Source organism: Sporosarcina sp. Y352 (assembly GCF_056786535.1).
The window spans coordinates 170347-188638 of the sequence record NZ_JBXCJE010000002.1; the positions used below are offsets into that span (position 1 = coordinate 170347).

Annotated in this window: 13 protein-coding genes; 10 read left to right on the top strand and 3 right to left on the bottom strand. The window is 39.6% G+C overall.

The features are described from left to right. The first annotated feature begins 212 nt into the window (after positions 1-212). The 4 genes from AC1TO6_RS03790 (at position 213) to AC1TO6_RS03805 (ending at position 8448) form a co-directional block, all read left to right on the top strand. Positions 213-1787 carry a peptide chain release factor 3 gene (locus AC1TO6_RS03790; RefSeq protein WP_482100273.1) on the top strand — a complete coding sequence of 525 codons (1575 nt, stop codon included), beginning with the start codon at positions 213-215 and terminating at the stop codon, positions 1785-1787. 214 nt (positions 1788-2001) lie between these two features. After that, complete coding sequence (locus AC1TO6_RS03795; protein ID WP_482100274.1) at positions 2002-5067, top strand: efflux RND transporter permease subunit; 3066 nt, start codon at positions 2002-2004, stop codon at positions 5065-5067. Between the two features lie 1147 nt (positions 5068-6214). Further along, positions 6215-6970, top strand: a complete 756-nt coding sequence (locus AC1TO6_RS03800; protein ID WP_482100275.1) for a TerC family protein — start codon at positions 6215-6217, stop codon at positions 6968-6970. Between the two features lie 128 nt (positions 6971-7098). Continuing rightward, on the top strand, positions 7099-8448 hold the full coding sequence (locus AC1TO6_RS03805) for a TrkH family potassium uptake protein (RefSeq protein WP_482100276.1): 1350 nt from the start codon (positions 7099-7101) through the stop codon (positions 8446-8448). A gap of 93 nt (positions 8449-8541) precedes the next feature. Here AC1TO6_RS03805 and AC1TO6_RS03810 read toward each other — a convergent pair whose 3' ends face one another. Further along, on the bottom strand, positions 8542-10290 hold the full coding sequence (locus tag AC1TO6_RS03810; protein ID WP_482100277.1) for a B12-binding domain-containing radical SAM protein: 1749 nt from the start codon (positions 10288-10290) through the stop codon (positions 8542-8544). Between the two features lie 193 nt (positions 10291-10483). Here AC1TO6_RS03810 and AC1TO6_RS03815 point away from each other — a divergent pair, with 193 nt between their 5' ends. Both AC1TO6_RS03815 and AC1TO6_RS03820 read left to right on the top strand, forming a co-directional pair. Next, entirely contained in the window at positions 10484-11917 is a 1434-nt protein-coding gene (locus tag AC1TO6_RS03815) for an ATP-binding protein (protein ID WP_482100278.1), read from the top strand. A gap of 89 nt (positions 11918-12006) precedes the next feature. Further along, the gene (locus AC1TO6_RS03820; RefSeq protein WP_482100602.1) at positions 12007-12450 is read left to right on the top strand and encodes a MarR family winged helix-turn-helix transcriptional regulator; all 444 of its coding nucleotides are present in this window, start codon (positions 12007-12009) and stop codon (positions 12448-12450) included. A 94-nt stretch (positions 12451-12544) separates the two neighbouring features. Here AC1TO6_RS03820 and AC1TO6_RS03825 read toward each other — a convergent pair whose 3' ends face one another. Then, positions 12545-13225: a hypothetical protein gene (locus AC1TO6_RS03825; protein WP_482100279.1), complete on the bottom strand. Its 681-nt coding sequence runs from the start codon at positions 13223-13225 to the stop codon at positions 12545-12547. Positions 13226-13458: 233 nt separating this feature from the next. On the opposite strand from AC1TO6_RS03825, the gene AC1TO6_RS03830 reads away from it, so the two are divergent. The 3 genes from AC1TO6_RS03830 (at position 13459) to AC1TO6_RS03840 (ending at position 15307) form a co-directional block, all read left to right on the top strand. Then, entirely contained in the window at positions 13459-13620 is a 162-nt protein-coding gene (locus tag AC1TO6_RS03830) for a Spo0E family sporulation regulatory protein-aspartic acid phosphatase (RefSeq protein WP_482100280.1), read from the top strand. 274 nt (positions 13621-13894) lie between these two features. Next, positions 13895-14761, top strand: coding sequence for an NAD(P)-dependent oxidoreductase (locus AC1TO6_RS03835; RefSeq protein ID WP_482100281.1), 867 nt, complete (start codon positions 13895-13897; stop codon positions 14759-14761). Positions 14762-14848: 87 nt separating this feature from the next. After that, positions 14849-15307: a chemotaxis protein CheW gene (locus AC1TO6_RS03840; protein WP_482100282.1), complete on the top strand. Its 459-nt coding sequence runs from the start codon at positions 14849-14851 to the stop codon at positions 15305-15307. A gap of 71 nt (positions 15308-15378) precedes the next feature. On the opposite strand, the gene AC1TO6_RS03845 is transcribed toward AC1TO6_RS03840, so the two are convergent. Beyond that, a complete protein-coding gene (locus AC1TO6_RS03845; RefSeq protein ID WP_482100283.1) occupies positions 15379-15843 on the bottom strand; it encodes a YkyB family protein in 465 nt (154 codons plus the stop codon). Positions 15844-16083: 240 nt separating this feature from the next. Between AC1TO6_RS03845 and AC1TO6_RS03850 the strand changes: the two genes are divergently transcribed. Further along, positions 16084-18129 carry a putative bifunctional diguanylate cyclase/phosphodiesterase gene (locus AC1TO6_RS03850; protein ID WP_482100284.1) on the top strand — a complete coding sequence of 682 codons (2046 nt, stop codon included), beginning with the start codon at positions 16084-16086 and terminating at the stop codon, positions 18127-18129. Positions 18130-18292 lie beyond the last annotated feature (163 nt).

Consider the following 18292-nt stretch of genomic DNA (forward strand, 5'->3'; position numbering starts at 1 on the left):
ATTACGGAAAGGTCGTTTTATTTTGTGTATTTTCGGGATGCGGGCCTGATTAAACCTTTTATTCAGGAAACGGTATAATAAACTTTAATACACTGGTTTTTGTTGAATGCTTGTAGACCTGGATGCAACGGTATTTATTCAAATGATCTACTGCGGTTTACACTATGATAAACTTATGCTAAGAAAAGCAGAACAGAAGGAGATAATATATAATGGACAAACCTATAAATGAAGAAATTGCGTCTCGTCGTACCTTTGCAATCATTTCTCACCCGGATGCCGGGAAAACGACAATTACAGAAAAACTTCTCTATTTTGGCGGCGCAATTCGTGATGCTGGAACAGTAAAAGGGAAAAAGTCTGGTAAATTTGCAACGTCTGACTGGATGGAAATTGAAAAACAGCGTGGGATTTCGGTCACTTCATCAGTTATGCAATTCGATTATGATGGAAAACGCGTTAATATTTTGGATACACCCGGGCACGAGGATTTCAGTGAAGATACTTACCGTACGCTTATGGCAGTTGATGCAGCGGTTATGATGGTCGACTCGGCGAAAGGAATTGAGCCGCAGACGATTAAACTATTCAAAGTATGTCGTATGCGTGGAATTCCGATTTTTACATTTATCAACAAAATGGACCGCTTAGGGAAAGAACCGCTTGAATTAATGGAAGAGTTGGAAGAAGTTCTTGGCATACAGTCTTACGCCATGAACTGGCCAATTGGGATGGGCAAAGAGTTCCTAGGTATCTATGATCGTTTTAATCAGCGTATTGAACAGGTTCGTGTCAACGATGACAACCGTTTCCTTGCTATAAATGACGAGGGTGGCCTCGTAGAACCGCATCCGATGATGGAAACTTCGTATTACAAGCAAGCAATCGAAGATGTCCTACTTTTAAATGAAGCAGGAAATGATTTCGATGAAGAGAAAATTGCAATTGGCGAATTAACGCCAGTATTTTTTGGCAGCGCACTTACAAATTTCGGTGTACAAACATTTTTAGAAACATTTTTACAATTTTCACCGCCTCCACAACCGCGAATAACAAAAGATAAAACAGAAATCGATCCGTATTCGGAAGAGTTTTCAGGGTTTATCTTTAAGATTCAAGCGAATATGAACCCAATGCACCGAGACCGTATCGCATTCGTCCGTATTGTTTCAGGTAAATTCGAACGCGGAATGAACGTAACAGTTCCACGAATTTCAAGGACATTCAAACTGACACAGACAACACAGTTTCTTGCAGATGATCGTGAAACTGTGGATGAAGCAGTTGCCGGAGATATTATTGGGCTCCATGATACAGGTAACTACCAAATCGGAGATACAGTAATTGGCGGTAAATCCAACTTCATTTTTGATGCGCTTCCACAATTTACACCGGAACTTTTCGTACGGGTAACCGCGAAAAACGTCATGAAGTCCAAGCATTTCCATAAAGGAATTCTCCAGCTTGTACAAGAAGGGGCAATTCAATATTACCGAACGCTCCACACCGAGGATGTACTTTTAGGGGCAGTTGGTCAGCTTCAATTCGAAGTATTCGAGCATCGGATGAAGAATGAGTATAATGTCGAGGTACGTATGGAGCACGTCGGTTCAAAAGTGGCACGTTGGATTGTTAATGAAAGTGATGTCAAAGAATCAATGGCGGGTCAACGTGCCATGCTCGTAAAAGACCGCCACGATAAATTAGTATTCCTGTTTGAAAACGACTTTGCGATGCGGTGGTTCCACGATAAGTATCCAGATATTGAGTTATATAGTCTATTATAATCCGCTAATCCGGCAGGACGGTCTTTCCGTTTTGTCGGTTTTTTTATGGATAGGAAACGATAAGTTTAAATTGATCGTTTCTAGTTTCAGACCTCAGGTTCTTTGAGGTTCGACCTTTTGATAAAAGAGCAGATGATAGTGGCTCATGTTTGAAGAAGTGTCAATCTTTAACTATGATTGAAATAAAGAATTATTTGGGGAGAGGGAAATGTAAATGAAAATCAGTGACTTTTCTATTAAAAGACCTGTATTTACAATTGTGACAATGTTTCTAATCATCATTCTCGGAGCAGTGTCATTTTTTCGCATTCCAGTAACACTAATTCCGGAATTGAACCCGCCAATTGCAGTCGTAGTTTCTAGTTATCCAGGCGCATCTCCGGCTGAAGTGAGCGAGAAATTAACTAAACCGCTTGAAGCAAGTCTTTCAACTTCACCTGGTTTGAAATCAATGCAGTCTACCTCCCAGGAAGGGGCAAATTTCATCCTACTCATGTTTGACTGGTCGACGAACATTGATGAAGTCCAACTCGATATCATGCAGCGGGTCGATCAAGTTCCGGTTCCTGACGGGGCAAATAAACCCAGATTCATGAAGTTTGACCCGGCCCAGTTTCCGGTAATTCAATTGTCGTTGCATTCTACTACGGAAGACATTGATGTCCGAAAGATTACCGAACAGTTGGAAACAGAATTACGGAGAACAAAAGGGGTAGCGAGTGTTTCTGTTTCAGGTCAACTTATGGAAGAAGTCCAAATTATTCTAGATCAGAACAAAATTGTGGCAAATGGACTTGACCAAGCAGGTATCGTGCAAATGATCCAGGCGAATAATGTATCGATGCCGGGTGAACCAATCGAGACTAGAGACGGAATGTTATTGACAACACGTATTGTCAGCACGCTCACGTCCATTTCGGATATCCGTGGCGTCACAGTAGGAACAAATCCACTCAGTGGCAAAAAGATAAAAATAGCCGATGTAGCGGACGTTGCACTTGTAGAGTCTGAGACCGGAACAGAAACCCGTGCAAATGATCAGCAGGCAGTTTTAATGTCCGTATTGCAAGAATCGGGTGCAAATACTGCGGAAGTATCTACAGCATTCAAAACAGCGCTTGACAAGCTTTTAGAGAAAGAAGAATTCAATGGAGTCGAGTCAAATATTTTGTTTGACCAAGGAGATTATGTGAAACTTGCCATCGGAAATATTGGACAATCTCTAATACTAGGCGGTATTTTTGCGATGCTCGTTTTATTCTTTTTCCTTCGAGGCATCAAGAGCCCAATTATTATTGGAATTGCAATTCCATACTCGGTTATTGTCACTTTCGTCCTCATGTATTTTGCGAACTTCTCGCTAAATATTATGACATTGGGTGCACTTGCATTAGGTATCGGAATGCTCGTCGATAATGCGATTATCGTTATTGAAAACATTGAACGGCATCTCACTATGGGGAAAACGCCAAAGCAAGCTGCATCAGAAGGGACGAAGGAAATTGGCGGTGCGATTATAGCGTCAACATTAACGACGCTAGCTGTATTTGTACCGGTTGTTTTCATCAGCGGTTTGATAGGACAGATATTTACTGAATTCGCTTTAACAATTTCCTTCAGCTTATTTGCATCGCTCATTGTTGCTTTAACAGTTGTACCAATGATGGCAAGTCGTTTACTCAATAAACCGAAGGCCGACATGGAAGCGAGAAGACGTCGATCTAAAAAATTGAACAACTTTGAACGCTCGGTAAAATGGTCGTTGAAATATCGTTCTGTTGTTCTGGTATTTACAGTAGTCGTTCTACTACTTAGCGTTTTAGCCTTGACCAAAGTCGGAACAGAATTCCTGCCTTCAACAGATGAAGGATTTGTAAGTGTTTCGGTGAAGCTACCGAATGGTTCATCTGCAACTGCAACGGATGAAGTTGTGAAGCGAATCGAAACACAATTGAATAAGGAAAGTGACGTAGAGGTATATGTCAGTCTGGTTGGCGGAACGCAACGGGATATAGCTCAAGGCACATCAAAAGCAGATCGTGCAGAAATATCTGTAAAACTGTTACCTCTCGCAGATCGTGAACGTTCTGTTTTCGAATTCGTCGATGATGTACAGCCTAAGGTATTGAAGGAAATCGGTGATGATGCGAAAGTTAGCTTTAACTTGCAGACCGCCGCGGGCTCAAGTCCGATTACACTGACGTTTTCATTGAAAGATACAAATGAAGAACAACTCAATGATGCAGTATTGAAGTTGAATCGGAAATTGGCCGACCTTGACTCAGTAACTGAAGTAACAAATAATCTTCAAGATACCGTGGAAGAGATACAAATCGAAGTGAATCCAGATAAAGCATCTGAAAAAGGATTAGCACCTTATCAAATTGCACAAACGGTCAACGACGTTACGCGTGGTTCATTTGCGACCCAAATTATTGGGGAAAATGAAGAAGTTTACGGTGTCTATGTTAGATACGACAAGAAATTCCGTAATAGTATAGAACGGTTGAAAAATATAAAAATGCGAACACCTGCTGGAACTTTTGTGTCGCTAGGTGAAGTTGCTAAAATTAAGATTGCAGAAGGACCTGTTTCCATACAGCGAGTCGACCAGGCGCACTCTGTTACATTCAATGTGAAATATATATCGTCCCAGTCGCTTGGGGATATGACTGAAAAAGTAAATAATACGATTGATAGCCTAAAGTTACCTGGAGAGATTGATGTTTCATTCGGCGGTGACAGGGAGTTATTTGAAGGTGCCATTGATGATATGATTATGGCAATCCTGCTAGCTGTTGTCCTCGTTTATATTGTAATGGCGGCACAATTTGAATCATTTAAGTATCCATTTGTGATTATGTTCTCCGTACCACTCATGATTATTGGTGTAGGACTTGGATTGTTTTTGACGAATACGCCAATTAGTGTAACAGCGGTTATTGGTATACTCGTTCTTGTCGGGATTGTAGTTAATAATGGGATTGTCCTTGTTGAATATATTAATCAGCGAAAAGAAGCGGGGCTAAGCTCATATGATGCTATCGTTGTTTCTGTCAGGGACCGGGTTAGACCAATCCTAATGACTGCACTTACGACCATTCTGGGCCTGCTGCCACTGGCACTAGGTATAGGCGAAGGGACCGAAATGAACCAACCGATGGGAATTGTAGTAATTGGTGGTTTACTGAGCTCGACATTGCTGACGCTATATGTTGTACCCATCATCTACAGCCTATTTGATCGACAAACGAGAAAACGAGCGGTAGAAAAGAAATAATGGAAATGTCTCCTTTTCGAAGGAGGCATTTTTTTGCGCACGAATAATAAATAGAGTTGTAGGACATAAACTGAATTACAACTGTAAAATTATAATTACCTTAATGACGATATATGTTGAAATGAAGAATCCCATTGAATTTGTTGAGGTGTTCAATAATGAGGGAGTTATTATTCGGAGTGTGGATTGTAGATCGCTTGGCGCTTTGGGGATGCCTCTGGCCCTAAGCCTGGATTAACGCTTCGCATCCAGTCTCACGGCTTCGGCGACCCCTTGTCGCGCTTGCGCTGGTGTGTACCATCATTGAGAGAGTTTTAGTTCAGAGTGTACATTTTATATCGCTTAGCGCTTTGGGGATGCCTTTCGCCCTGAGCCTGGATTGGCGCTTCGCATCCAGTCTAAGGGCTTCGGCTACCCCTTTGCCGCGCCTGCGCTGGGATGTTCCATTATTGAAAGTTATTTTGAGATGTATGGACTGAGATTATAATGTGATAACTATTTGATACTAATTTCATTGAAAAAGCACGTACTACAGGCTGTAGGTCTTATCCCCGATAATGAAATGCGCTTTCTACATAGAGACCATCTAGCGCAAAGCGGTATTAGCAGGATCTCTAATTCATTCCATCTATTGATCCCGTTGTAAAATGCATTCACTCAGTTTATGGCACTACAGATTGCAAATCTCCTCCCCGATAACGATATGCGCTTTCTTAAATTGACCATCCAGCGAAAGCGCGTCTTCGTGGTAGCCGAAGCGATAAGACTGAAAGTGAACTTCTTTCCGGCTTATCGCGAGAGGCATCCACAAAGCGGTAATAGCAGGAATACCTGGAGTTAATTCCATCTATCAAGAGTTCTTTATGAAAAAAATAGCGAATATCATATAAAAGTAGGAAGCCTTATCATTTACTTTTGGGCGAACTATGCTATAATAAATCAAAAGCACCCGAACTTAATAAACTTTTGACTTTATGTCAAAGGGGAGTAGCTATAGGGAAACCTATTTCATAGTCGTCAATACGTGGCTTGCGCCATCGGTTATGATAGCTGGATTTTTACAAGACTAAAATTCCGACTTAGCGAGACCTTTGCCTTTTATTAGGTGAGGGTCTTTTTTATTCGTGAAAAATTAGGAGGAATTGATTTGGAAGCAATATTATTGGAATACGCATGGGTACTCGTCGTACTTATCGTATTAGAAGGATTACTTGCAGCAGATAACGCGGTTGTTATGGCAGTTATGGTTAAGCACTTACCGCGCGAACAACAAAAGAAAGCACTCTTCTACGGGTTATTTGGTGCATTTGTCTTCCGTTTTGCAGCATTGTTCATGATTACAATCCTTGTGAACTATTGGCAAATTCAAGCACTTGGAGCAGCATATCTTTTATTCATCTCGATTAAAAGCCTTATTGATCAGCGAAAAGATGAAGATCCACATCCCGATGCGAAAGTACGCAAAAAATCCGGTTTCTGGATGACGGTTGTGAAAGTTGAACTTGCGGATATTGCATTTGCACTTGATTCAATGCTTGCGGCGGTTGCACTTGCTGTAACGTTGCCTGAACTTGGGAACTTCCAAGTTGGTGGTATTAATGGTGGACAGTTCACTGTCATGCTATTAGGTGGAATTATCGGGTTAGTCATCATGCGATTTGCAGCACGTCAATTCGTTACTCTGTTAGAAAAATTCCCTTCATTAGAAACAGCAGCATTTCTTATCGTTGGATGGGTCGGTGTCAAATTACTTGTTCTTACATTGGCACATCCAGGCGTGGGTATCCTTGCTGAAAGCTTCCCACATTCAACAATATGGAAGTCGACGTTCTGGATTGTCCTCGTTGGAATTGCCGTTTTCGGTTACTTAGCCGGGGTTAGAAGTAGTAAGAAAAAAGCTTAAGTTGAGGGGCAGCCGTGCAATTGCACGGCTGTTTTTTTTGTTAGATAAAGTTCGTTCTTTCTTTTTTCGTGCAACTTCTCTAAAATAGGTACGACACCTCTACAGTGGTGAAAGGAGCGGGGATAAGAGTGAAATTCAATCGCGAGAATTTACGTAGGTTCACACCTGCCCAAGTAATTGTGTTTTATTATTTTCTGGCCATTGCATTCTCATTATTACTTCTAAATCTTCCTGGCGTTTACTTGCCTGGCGTAAAGGTTAGTTTTATTGATAGTTTGTTTACCGCCGTCAGTGCAGTAAGCGTTACGGGTCTGACACCTATCAGTATTGTAAATACATACTCAGTTTTCGGGATTTGTATGTTGATGTTGGTTTTGCAAATTGGCGGAATAGGAATTATGTCGATAGGTACATTTTTTTGGCTGCTCGTCAAAAAGAAGATAGGTTTGCGTGAAAGGCAGTTAATTATGGTCGAACATAATCAATACAACCTCGCGGGACTCGTTCATCTCATAAGAGAAATTGTGAAAATAATAATTTTAATTGAAATTATTGGCGGACTCATTTTTACAATGTATATCATGCGTTATTATGATTCGTTCAGCGAAGCGTTTCTAAACGGGATGTTTATGTCTGTTTCCGCAACCACAAATGCTGGTTTTGATATAACAGGAACTTCGTTAACAGGGTATTTTAATGATTACTTCATTCAATCATTGACGATGATTTTGATAATACTAGGTGCAATCGGATTTCCTGTACTTATGGAAATCAAAAGCTTCTTCTCTAAAAAAGTTCCTCATTTCCGTTTTTCATTGTTTACCAAGATAACGACAATGACATTTGGCATTTTACTCATTTTTGGTGCATTAATGATTTTTATATTGGAATCTGTAAACTCATTCAAAGGGATGGCGTGGCATGAGAAAATATTTACCGCATTATTTCATTCAGTGTCATCGAGATCTGGAGGACTGACAACGGTTGATATAACGAAATTCAGTGAAGCAACGGATATTTTCATCAGTTCGTTGATGTTCATCGGTGCATCACCGAGTTCCGTAGGTGGTGGAATTCGTACAACGACATTCGCGGTAGCACTTCTGTTTCTCATCAACTTTGCACGTGGAAATCAGGTCATTAATGTCTTTCATCGGCAAATTAAATTAATAGATATTTTCCGTTCATTTGCTGTAATTATTCTAGCATTGGCAATGGTTATGACAGCACTTCTAGTGTTGCTTATTACAGAACCAGGCGTCCCAGTTGTTGCTTTGTTGTTTGAAATAACCTCTGCATTTGGAACGTGTGGAATGTCGCTAGGGATTACGTCGGATCTCTCTGTTGTTGGGAAAGGGATTATTATGATTCTTATGTTCATCGGACGAGTAGGGCTTATATCGTTCCTCTACACATTAGGAGGAAAAACGAAAAGTTTGCATTATCAGTACCCGAAAGAACGGGTCATTATTGGATGAAAATAAAAACGTTAAAAGCAAAAAAACATCAAATTAGCTTCCCACAGTGTAAGAAAAAAAGGCTGTCCCATATCAAGATGGGGCAGCCTTTATTCAATGGATCAGTGACTTTTCTAAAAACATGAGTTGCGGTGTATCATCGTGTCTGAAAACAGTAATGAGATATCCAGTAGCATACTGGACAACACCAATTTCAACGTCTTCAGGTTGGACTGCTATAGGTGTGATGAAAGTTTGTTTTCGTATATTTCTTGCATTCAAGCCTAAAGAACTAAACGAATCTCCTAGTAAAGCAGGGTTTTCTAGAAGGAGTTGTTCAATGGAAGACCGTTCCTCAATCGGCATATCATCTTGCCACCATATTTTTCGCGGTTGGAACTTATGATGAGCAAGGTAGTCCATTTTTAGAAGACTTCGTGCGATATCCATGTCTGCACTGCCATCTTCCATAAGGAAATCATGCAATCGAATGAATAAATCCTCCAATTGATGTCCAATTCTTGACCAGCCCCGATTTTCCCAATAGGATCCAAACTGTTGGAAGAAGTCGAATGGTGTTTCGAAGACTTCAGAGACAACATACTCGACTGTTCTTGGTAAACGATTGTCGTTCCAATACTTCTCAAGGACGTCTTCGGTTTGTTTGATACGTAAGATATCATCGAACGTCAATACGTTATTTGAAAAGATCTCATAGGGTGCTTCATCGATAAAGTCATATCCGAACTGTTCGGCTTGGATGCGCAATCCCGTTCCACGTAGCAGTTTTAGGAAGCCGAGTTGCAATTCCTCCGGGCGCATGGCGAAAACTTCATTGAAGGTATTGCGGAAAGATTGATAATCTTCCTCAGGCAGCCCAGCGATTAAGTCCAGATGCTGCTCGATTTTTCCACCCGCTTTCACCATATTGACTGTTCGTGAAAGTTTTTCGAAGTTTTGTCGCCGTTGTACTAACTCGTTTGTTAAATCATTAGTGGATTGAACGCCAATTTCGAATCTGAATAGTCCTGCGGGCGCGTTTTCATTGAGAAAATCAATAACTTCGGGACGCATGATGTCGCCCGTAATTTCAAACTGAAAGACGGTACCCGGTTTATGTTCATCAATCAAAAATTGAAATATATCCATTGCATAGCTTCTGCTAATATTGAACGTGCGGTCGACAAATTTTATTGTTTTAGCACCATGTTCCATCAAATAGCGTATGTCATCCTTAATCGACTCGCGGTTAAAATAGCGGACACCTACTTCAATGGATGATAGACAAAATTGACAAGAAAAAGGACATCCGCGACTCGTTTCTATATAGGTCACTCTTTTACCAAGGTCAGATATATCCTCGTTGAACTTGAAAGGTGAGGGGAGTTCGCGCAAGTCCAGTTTTGGACCGGGCGCTGTAATTTTCAGCTTATCATTTTTTCTATAAGCAATACCTTGAACTGCGGTTATCTCGTCTTTTCCAGCAAAGACATCTAGTAGATGTTTAAACGTTCTTTCTCCTTCACCAATGGCGATGACATCAATTTCGGGAACACGCTCTAGCCAATAATCATAATCATAGGTCACCTCAGGTCCGCCTGCGATAATTTTTACATCGGGTTTGACCTTTTTTAACATGCGTATCACTTTAATGGTTTCTTCAATGTTCCAAATATAAAGACTAAATCCAACAATGTCCGGATTTTTTTGGTATAAATCTGATACAATATTCATTGTAGGATCTTTGATGGTATATTCTGCAATAACCGAATTGTACTCAGGCATTGCAAATGCCTTCAAGCAACGTATGGCCAGATTAGTATGGATATATTTTGCGTTTAACGTTGACAATATAATATTCATAATCAAACTCCTTCTTTCTATCTACTATAAGATTTAGTTCGAGAAAACACAAATATAGGTACGAAGTTCTATTTCTATTGCACCCTGATTATGGAATAATCCAAGTAAGGTGATTATTGTAAAAATTTGATATTTCGGCATGAACCATTGCTATATTTCATATTGTTTTGAAACGGGAACAGGGGGCGTACACTTGAGCTGTAAAAAGGGGAAAGTCAAGGAACACATAACATTCATGTTGGATAATGCCAACAGACCGGGTACAGTTTTTGATAATAAGGGTTTGCTTTTATATGCAAATCAATCATTCAGGGAAAACTTTGGCACTAGTAAAAAGAAAAATATTCGTGACTATCTTGATGGTCTGACTAATGAGTTGTGGGACAATACAACAAATCTAATTACTGAATTTAAGAATAAGACACTAAACGTAAACATTCAATTAATAGACAGAATATGCGCTGTTAAAATAGATCTGATGTATCTTGAAGATGTCCAACAAACGATTGCACTATTGGATATCCCACGGAGTTTTCCGGATATTGCAGAAAAAACATATATCAATGCTTTCCGCAGTTCTGACAACTTTTTGATTTTCACGGACATTCAAGGAGCAATCTGTGACGTAAATGAGATGCACACTGAATTTTTTAATTTACCAAGGGACTACTTTGTAGGAAAGTCGGCTAAAGTGGTTTTAGAATTATTGAATGTAGATAATGATATACTGATTGATTACTTTAAAAGTTTAAAACTTAATAGCTACGCGGAAATGACAGTTGAGTATGAACGTTCACTTCGTGATCGTAGATACTATAATATTATTACTTCATTCGACAGTGAGACTCAAACGTATCTGATCCGGATGAGAGATCATACAGAAAAGGTTGCTATAGAACAACATTTGGTGCATGCAGAATCATTATCGACTCTTGGTGGGCTAGCGGCTAGCATCGCTCACGAAATTAGGAACCCAATGACGACCATGAAGGGTTTTGTTCAATTACTTAAGATTTCAGCAACATCTGACACAATGAAATACTTAAATGTCATTGATGAAGAAGTTCTTAGGATGGAATCGATATTGACAGAAATGCTTATCCTTTCAAAACCCAGTACGAACAAGAAGATGACCTTCTGCTTGGAACTCCTGGTTGCGGATATGATTGAGGTTATCCAACCGAAAGCTTTAATGGATGGCATCACTATATCGCAACAAGTAGTGTCTATTCCAGAGTCATTGATTTATGGTGAACCCGATAAAATTAAGCAAGTTCTCCTGAATCTGTTTAAAAATGCACTCGAAGCAATGACTCCTGGAGGCATACTTACAACTTCCTTGAATTTGGATAGCTCAGGAAAAGTAATTTTAAAGGTTACCGACACTGGAAAAGGAATGGATACGACGCAAGTGAAGCAGGTTTTCTTGTCGTTTTTCACTTCCAAATCGAATGGAACAGGACTTGGGCTGCCATTTGTTCTGAAAATAATCGAAGAACATGGTGGCATGATTGCTGTCGAAAGTGAAGTTGGAAAGGGTACGACCTTTATACTAACATTTCCTCCAGCAATTGCACATGGAACTGAGAAGGTTTTAAATGATAAGAGTGTATTGTTGACGCAATAAGCAAACGACTTTCATGCCTTTTGACATCAATGCGTTCTAACCGCTATAATGAAGGCAACAATGGAACGGGATATAGAAGGTGGCACTGAATAATGACAAAAGATACAGAACGGGCATTAAAACTATTTATCGTTTTATCTAGAGCAAGCAAAGTAATATTGGAAGAGGCACATAGGACAAGCGAAAAACATGGGCTTAACCCTACTGAATTTGCTGTTCTTGAACTACTGCATCATACTGGGAGACAGCCGATTCAAAAGATTGGACAAAAAATTTTACTGCGTAGTGGTTCAATGACATACGTGGTTGATAAACTTGAAAAAAGAGGTTTATTGGAACGCGTTAATTGTGAGGCGGATAAGCGTGTGACGTATATGGCCATTACAAATGCGGGTGAGGAACTCATGATATCCATATTTCCGGAACACGCAGCTAATATTAAATCGATTATGACATCACTTACAATCGAAGAACAAGATCAGGCAATCGAATTGTTACGGAAGCTAGGTCTATCCGTAAAAAATCTATCGTAAAATCCGATTGTATGCTGATAGAATCAGTGCAGTCGAAAGAAGAAATAGAAAAACGCCAAATGGATACGTTCCATTTGGCGCTTTTGTTGTTCTGTTATTTAGCAACAATTGTTTCGCTCATACGTAGAAAACTTTCAAAATGGTCTTCGTTCAGGGAATCATAAATTGTTAGGCGAACAATCATATCTCCGCGTTCGAAGAGAATACCTGTAACGGACGTGGTTTCAGCTTTGACAGAAAGAACTTTTGCGTTCTCGATGCTTTCCCCAACTGGAATTGACGTTTTGTCTGTAACTTCAACAGGTGTGCCGCCATCACTGGATGCTTCTAGCACAGCGCCCATATTTTCAAGCAAGTAATCATAAGTACCTTCTTCTACTGGCATGGTTTCAATACGCATGAACACAGATTCGTCTTCTGTTGCCATAAGAACGTCCTTGCCGGGCTCTTCACTTGTTAATGTATACTTCGGAAGAACAGAAATAGAGTAATTTTGTTCATCGCTATCTGTCAATTTGCTATCTTTCATGAAATCTTCTTTGGCGTCATTGCTTGTCGTCTCATCTTCTACTCCTGTTTCTTCTTGTACAACATCTTTTGATTCTTCTTCGACAACTTCATCTGAACTTTCATCTTCAACGACTTTATCTGTCTCTTCGACTACATCCGTTGAACCATTTGTTGTATCCTCGCCAGCATCGGGATTTGTACCGCATGCTGTCAGAAGTAAAGTGGTCGCGACTGCTACTAGCAGTAAATTCCATTTTAATTTCATCGTAAATCCCTCCTTATTTAATTTAGACGCATGAAACTCATAAATGTTGCATAACTCTTTACACTTTACTAGTTTGCCTTATTAAGAGCAGAACGTAAAGTGATATCCATTAGTTGCTTTTTTCTTTGTCACCTTTCAAAGTTGACGGAATTTGATGGTGATTTATTATCATTTTAGAAGAGTATTGCTGTATAATAATATTTTAACTATCTTTTATATTTGGAGGGATCATCTTGGAATGGAGTCTTGAAGAAAAAATTGAAATGATGCGTGAAGAGATGATTGAACGAGCGTTGAAAAAAGGACTGAATGCTGACGAAACGATAGTACTTAGCAATGAACTTGATTATCTCATGAATCAGTATGAAGAAGAAAAAATAACTTTTGAGCAATGAAAAGATTTAGCATATATAACTTTATCTGTTACGGAAGAAGAAGGAATCACATTTTTAGATGACCTAGAAAAAATATTTTACAAACAATGTTTAATAACCTTGGAAAAGGGGGAAATTAAGGTAGAACACAGCAACATTCTCATTTCCCCCTTTTGAGGACGGAACCCTATTCACAGGGTCCGTCCTCCTTTTTTTGAAAATTTAAATGAATGATGGAAAAAAAGATTTTCTTTGATACGATAAATAGTGCTACTACTAATTAGGGGGAATCGTATTGAAAATAGAAAAGGTGGCATTTATCGGGACAGGTGTAATGGGGGCCAGTGTTATTAAACACTTACTGAAGAACAATTATAGAGTGAACATGTACACACGTACAAAAGAAAAGGCGGAGCCACTCATTGAGGCAGGTGCAACCTGGTCGGATACGATCGGGGAAGCTGTGAAGGGTGTAGACCTGGTCTTCACGATGGTCGGCTATCCGACAGATGTAGAAGAAATCTATTTTGGTGAGAATGGGATTTTTAAAAATGGCAGGGCGGGACAGATCCTTATAGATATGACGACATCTAGTCCTGCGCTGGCGAAACGAATTGCAGAACAAGGGGGCAACCTGCAGATGTCGGTGATAGACGCACCTGTTTCAGGTGGGGACATCGGTGCAAGGAATGGAACGTTGTCGATTATGTGTGGTGGTGACGAAAAAACGTTTAAAGCAGTCCTTCCGATTCTATCAAACTTCGGAGAACAAATTGTTTATCAAGGAACGGCCGGTGCTGGACAGCACGCTAAAATGTGCAATCAGATTGCAATTGCTTCAAATATGATCGGTGTTTGTGAAGCACTAGCGTATGCTGAAAAAGCAGGGTTAAATACTGAAACAGTCCTGAAATCCATTTCAACTGGGGCAGCGGGTTCATGGTCACTGTCGAACTTGGCACCGCGTATGCTTAAAGGAGACTTTGAACCAGGTTTTTATGTTAAACATTTTTTGAAAGACATGAATATCGCTTTGACAGAAGCGGAAGAAATGAATTTAACGCTTCCGGGTTTACAGCTTGCGCGTGAAATGTACGAGCAGCTTGAACAGAAAGGCTTCGCGGAAAAAGGGACACAAGTTCTTTATAAAAGATATGAATAAACCTCAATAATAGCTAAAATAGACCGAAAATAGAACTAAGGGATGAATCTAATCAATAACGATCATCAATAGGTGGGAGATGGACATATGAACACGATAAAATCCGATGAAGTCACATATGAAGTTTTTGAATTTGTAGAGTTTCAAGTCGGACAAAGTAATTTTGGACTGAGTATTCAACATGTTCGTGAAATTATTCAACCTGTTCCAGTAACTGTCTTGCCACATTCCCATCCATTTATCGAAGGAATTATACAATTACGGGGCGAAGTGCTTCCGGTCATTGATTTAAGGAAGGTAACAGGAAATACAGATTTTAATGACACGGAGGAATCGAAGTACATCGTAGCGGAATTCGATGGCACAACAGTTGTTCTGGATGTGACGAGTGTCACACAGATTCAACGCATTAATTTCACTGATATTGAACCTGCTTCAGACATGTATATGGGTGATAAAGTACCCGTTTCAGGCGTTATCAAACGAGACAATGGCATGACGCTCCTCGTCGATTTTGAAAAAGTGATTGCGGAACAATTTAAATAAACATGGAATAGTTCAGGTGAATTTGAATAAACTGACTGAATCCTAATGATCAAGATAGGATTCAGTCAGTTTCATTTTCCGTCTAAATAAGAGGAGCGAAAACTTTGAGTGTTTTGCATCGTATGGATTGATTTTTTTGGAGGAACCTTTTTCTTCTCGCGTGTTTTCTGCTGAAGTGGTTCTACATAATTGGAAAGAATTTCACGAGCTGTTTTAAGACTCATTCGTTCTTGTGGGTTACGAGATGTCGGATCTTGTTGTCCGAGGTGTGGAAGTGTGTTGAAGTCTTCTTTTTCTGGGAGTGTGTGAAAGAGGAATTCGTCACAACGAACGAGGACCGTGGAATGCTGCTTGCTAAATTTCGGATTATCGACAAAGTGTAATCCGATTTTTTCTGCGTTGCCTGAACGAATCAGTTTATCAATCGCCATTTTTTTAAATGCATAAAGTTGTTTATTATCAGGAGCAGTTTTAGCATGTCGATTTACTGTATAGATGGCAATCGCCAATTGACGGATTGAATGTTTATGTTTCAAAATAAGCCTCCTTTATAAATGATTGTGTGATTGCATATGTTTCGATAATACCAAGAATGATAAGAGTTGTATACCTCCTTACACAAATAGTTTTGAAATCATGGAAAATTAAATTAGTACCCTTATGGATACATGGTCTTCTGTAAATGGTACAAACTGTTCTTGAAGTACAAACAAAAGAATTGAAAAGATTGTTGTTCGGTGAATCTTTAAGCATACAGACTATAAATGGAGGCACTCATGAGAAAAACTGAAGCAGAAGACCAGATAGATAAAATAGTAGAATCCTCTATTTTTAATCATTCATTCAAGATGTCCGTACTAATTAGGAAAAATGAAAAAGAGGGGTTTGATGTACTTTATGCTAATGCATTAGCTTTGCAATACTTTGCTAGAGAAGTCCCGTTATCAGCACAAGAATTTTTTGGGGATATGTGGGAATCGTTCATACAGATTATACATAAATATCATAATCACTTCGATTTTGCGACTGAAATTCTAGTAATGCAAAACGGACTGAAGGGATTATTCGAATTGGATTTCCACTTCCATACTAAAGAGTATGAAAGTGAGTATATCTATGTTGAATTACGTGAACGAATGGATATCGCTGCGGAAAGAGAATTACAAACAGAATTGCAAAACAAATATAATTCTGTTATTGACCACAATATAGATCCGATTATAACCATTAATCAAAGCATGAAAATGATTGATGCCAACCGTGCAGTTCATTTAGCATTCGGTTATCGTTTTAAAGAACTTTCCGGCCGTACATTCATTGATCTGCTAGGTGAGGATAAAATAGCTGAGTTTCAACAAATCCTGCACCGTGCCCTATCTGGCGAATCAGTGGAGATGGAAAGTTCGACCTTTTACCACAAACGAGGCCACTTATTACCTACTTATATGAAGCTGATTCCTGTCTTCGTGTTTGAAGAAGTAAAAGAAATTCACCTGATACTACGGGATACTTCTGTCAATCAAAGAAATAATGAAAAACTTCTTTATTTATCTTATCATGACCAGATGACAGGTCTATGGAATCGCCGTGCGATGAAGGAGCATTTCACTGAAGACGCCACCTATGCTTTGAAAAGTGATGAGCGACTATCATTCATACACCTCGGCCTAGATCGTTTTAAGATGATTAATGAATCGCTTGGACATAATGGTGCAGATGAAATTTTGAAAATCGTTGCAGAACGCTTAAAAGTAATTTGTCCCTCATCGGGAAGATTGTACCGTAATGGAGGAGATGAATTTATCGTCTCCTTGCAAAATCATTCTGTTTCAAAAACGGAGAAGTTTGCGCAAAAGTTATTAAATGATTTTGGAAAACCATTTTACTTCAACCATCAAGAATATTTCATATCTGCGTCCATAGGCATTGCTGTGTATCCAGAGGATGGGAAAACACTGGAAGATTTGTTGCGGAAGTCAGAACATGCCCTTACCTTTGTGAAAGATCGAGGTCGTTCTCATTATCGTTTCTATCGTGAAGAGATGAATTCAACTTTCCCTGATGAAGCATTGATGGAATCGCATTTACGTAGATCGATTGAACTGGAAGAATTGGCAATCCATTATCAACCCCAAGTCGATTTGAAAACAGGCCATATTAGCAGTTTCGAAGCACTTCTTAGGTGGAATAACCGTAAATTCGGATTTGTTTCACCCGCACTATTTATCCCGATTGCAGAAGAATCGGGTCTCATACATGGGATAGGTGATTGGGTATTGAATCAGGTATGCAGTCAGTTGAAAGAATGGCAGGACAAAAGGTTCAAGGCGGCACGGATTGCTGTAAATATTTCACCAAAGCAGTTTAGAATGGAAGATTTTTCGGGAAAATTAAAAAGTAAAATTTTAAGTTATGGCATTGCACCTTCTTCCTTGGAAGTGGAAATTACAGAAAGTGCATTGACAGAAATGACTGAAACGCTTAGAACACTCAATGACCTGAAGGAGATTGGTGTAATAATTTCTGTCGATGATTTCGGCACAGGTTATTCGTCACTTAGTTATTTGAATCAGTATCCAATCGATATCATCAAAATCGATCGTTCTTTTATCAAAGATATTGAAACAGATGTGAAAAATGAAGCGATCGCGAAGACAATTATTAATCTGGCTCATAACTTGGGAATGGAAGTTGTTGCTGAAGGGGTTGAAAGGGATTTGCAGGCTCAGATTCTCCTGGAGGCCAAGTGTCAGAAAGCACAAGGATTTTTATACAGCAAAGCGATACCTATAAAGGAAATCGTTGAAAAATATTTTGTCTAGAAAAACATGCATGACAACTGGAAAAGTCCTAAAAGATGAGTGTGAATCAGAAATTCTGCTAATACCGCTTCTGCGCTTTGTGGATGCCTCCCGCGATAAGCCGGAAAGGAAACCGCTTTCAGTCTTATCGCTCCGGCTACCACGTAGACGCGCCTGCGCTGAA

Coding starts and splice junctions, on each gene's coding strand:
- AC1TO6_RS03850 (WP_482100284.1), top strand. CDS start 16,084: ATGAGAAAAACTGAAGCAGAAGACCAGATAGATAAAATAGTAGAATCC.
- AC1TO6_RS03810 (WP_482100277.1), bottom strand. CDS start 10,290: ATGAATATTATATTGTCAACGTTAAACGCAAAATATATCCATACTAAT.
- AC1TO6_RS03795 (WP_482100274.1), top strand. CDS start 2,002: ATGAAAATCAGTGACTTTTCTATTAAAAGACCTGTATTTACAATTGTG.
- AC1TO6_RS03840 (WP_482100282.1), top strand. CDS start 14,849: ATGAACACGATAAAATCCGATGAAGTCACATATGAAGTTTTTGAATTT.
- AC1TO6_RS03790 (WP_482100273.1), top strand. CDS start 213: ATGGACAAACCTATAAATGAAGAAATTGCGTCTCGTCGTACCTTTGCA.
- AC1TO6_RS03825 (WP_482100279.1), bottom strand. CDS start 13,225: ATGAAATTAAAATGGAATTTACTGCTAGTAGCAGTCGCGACCACTTTA.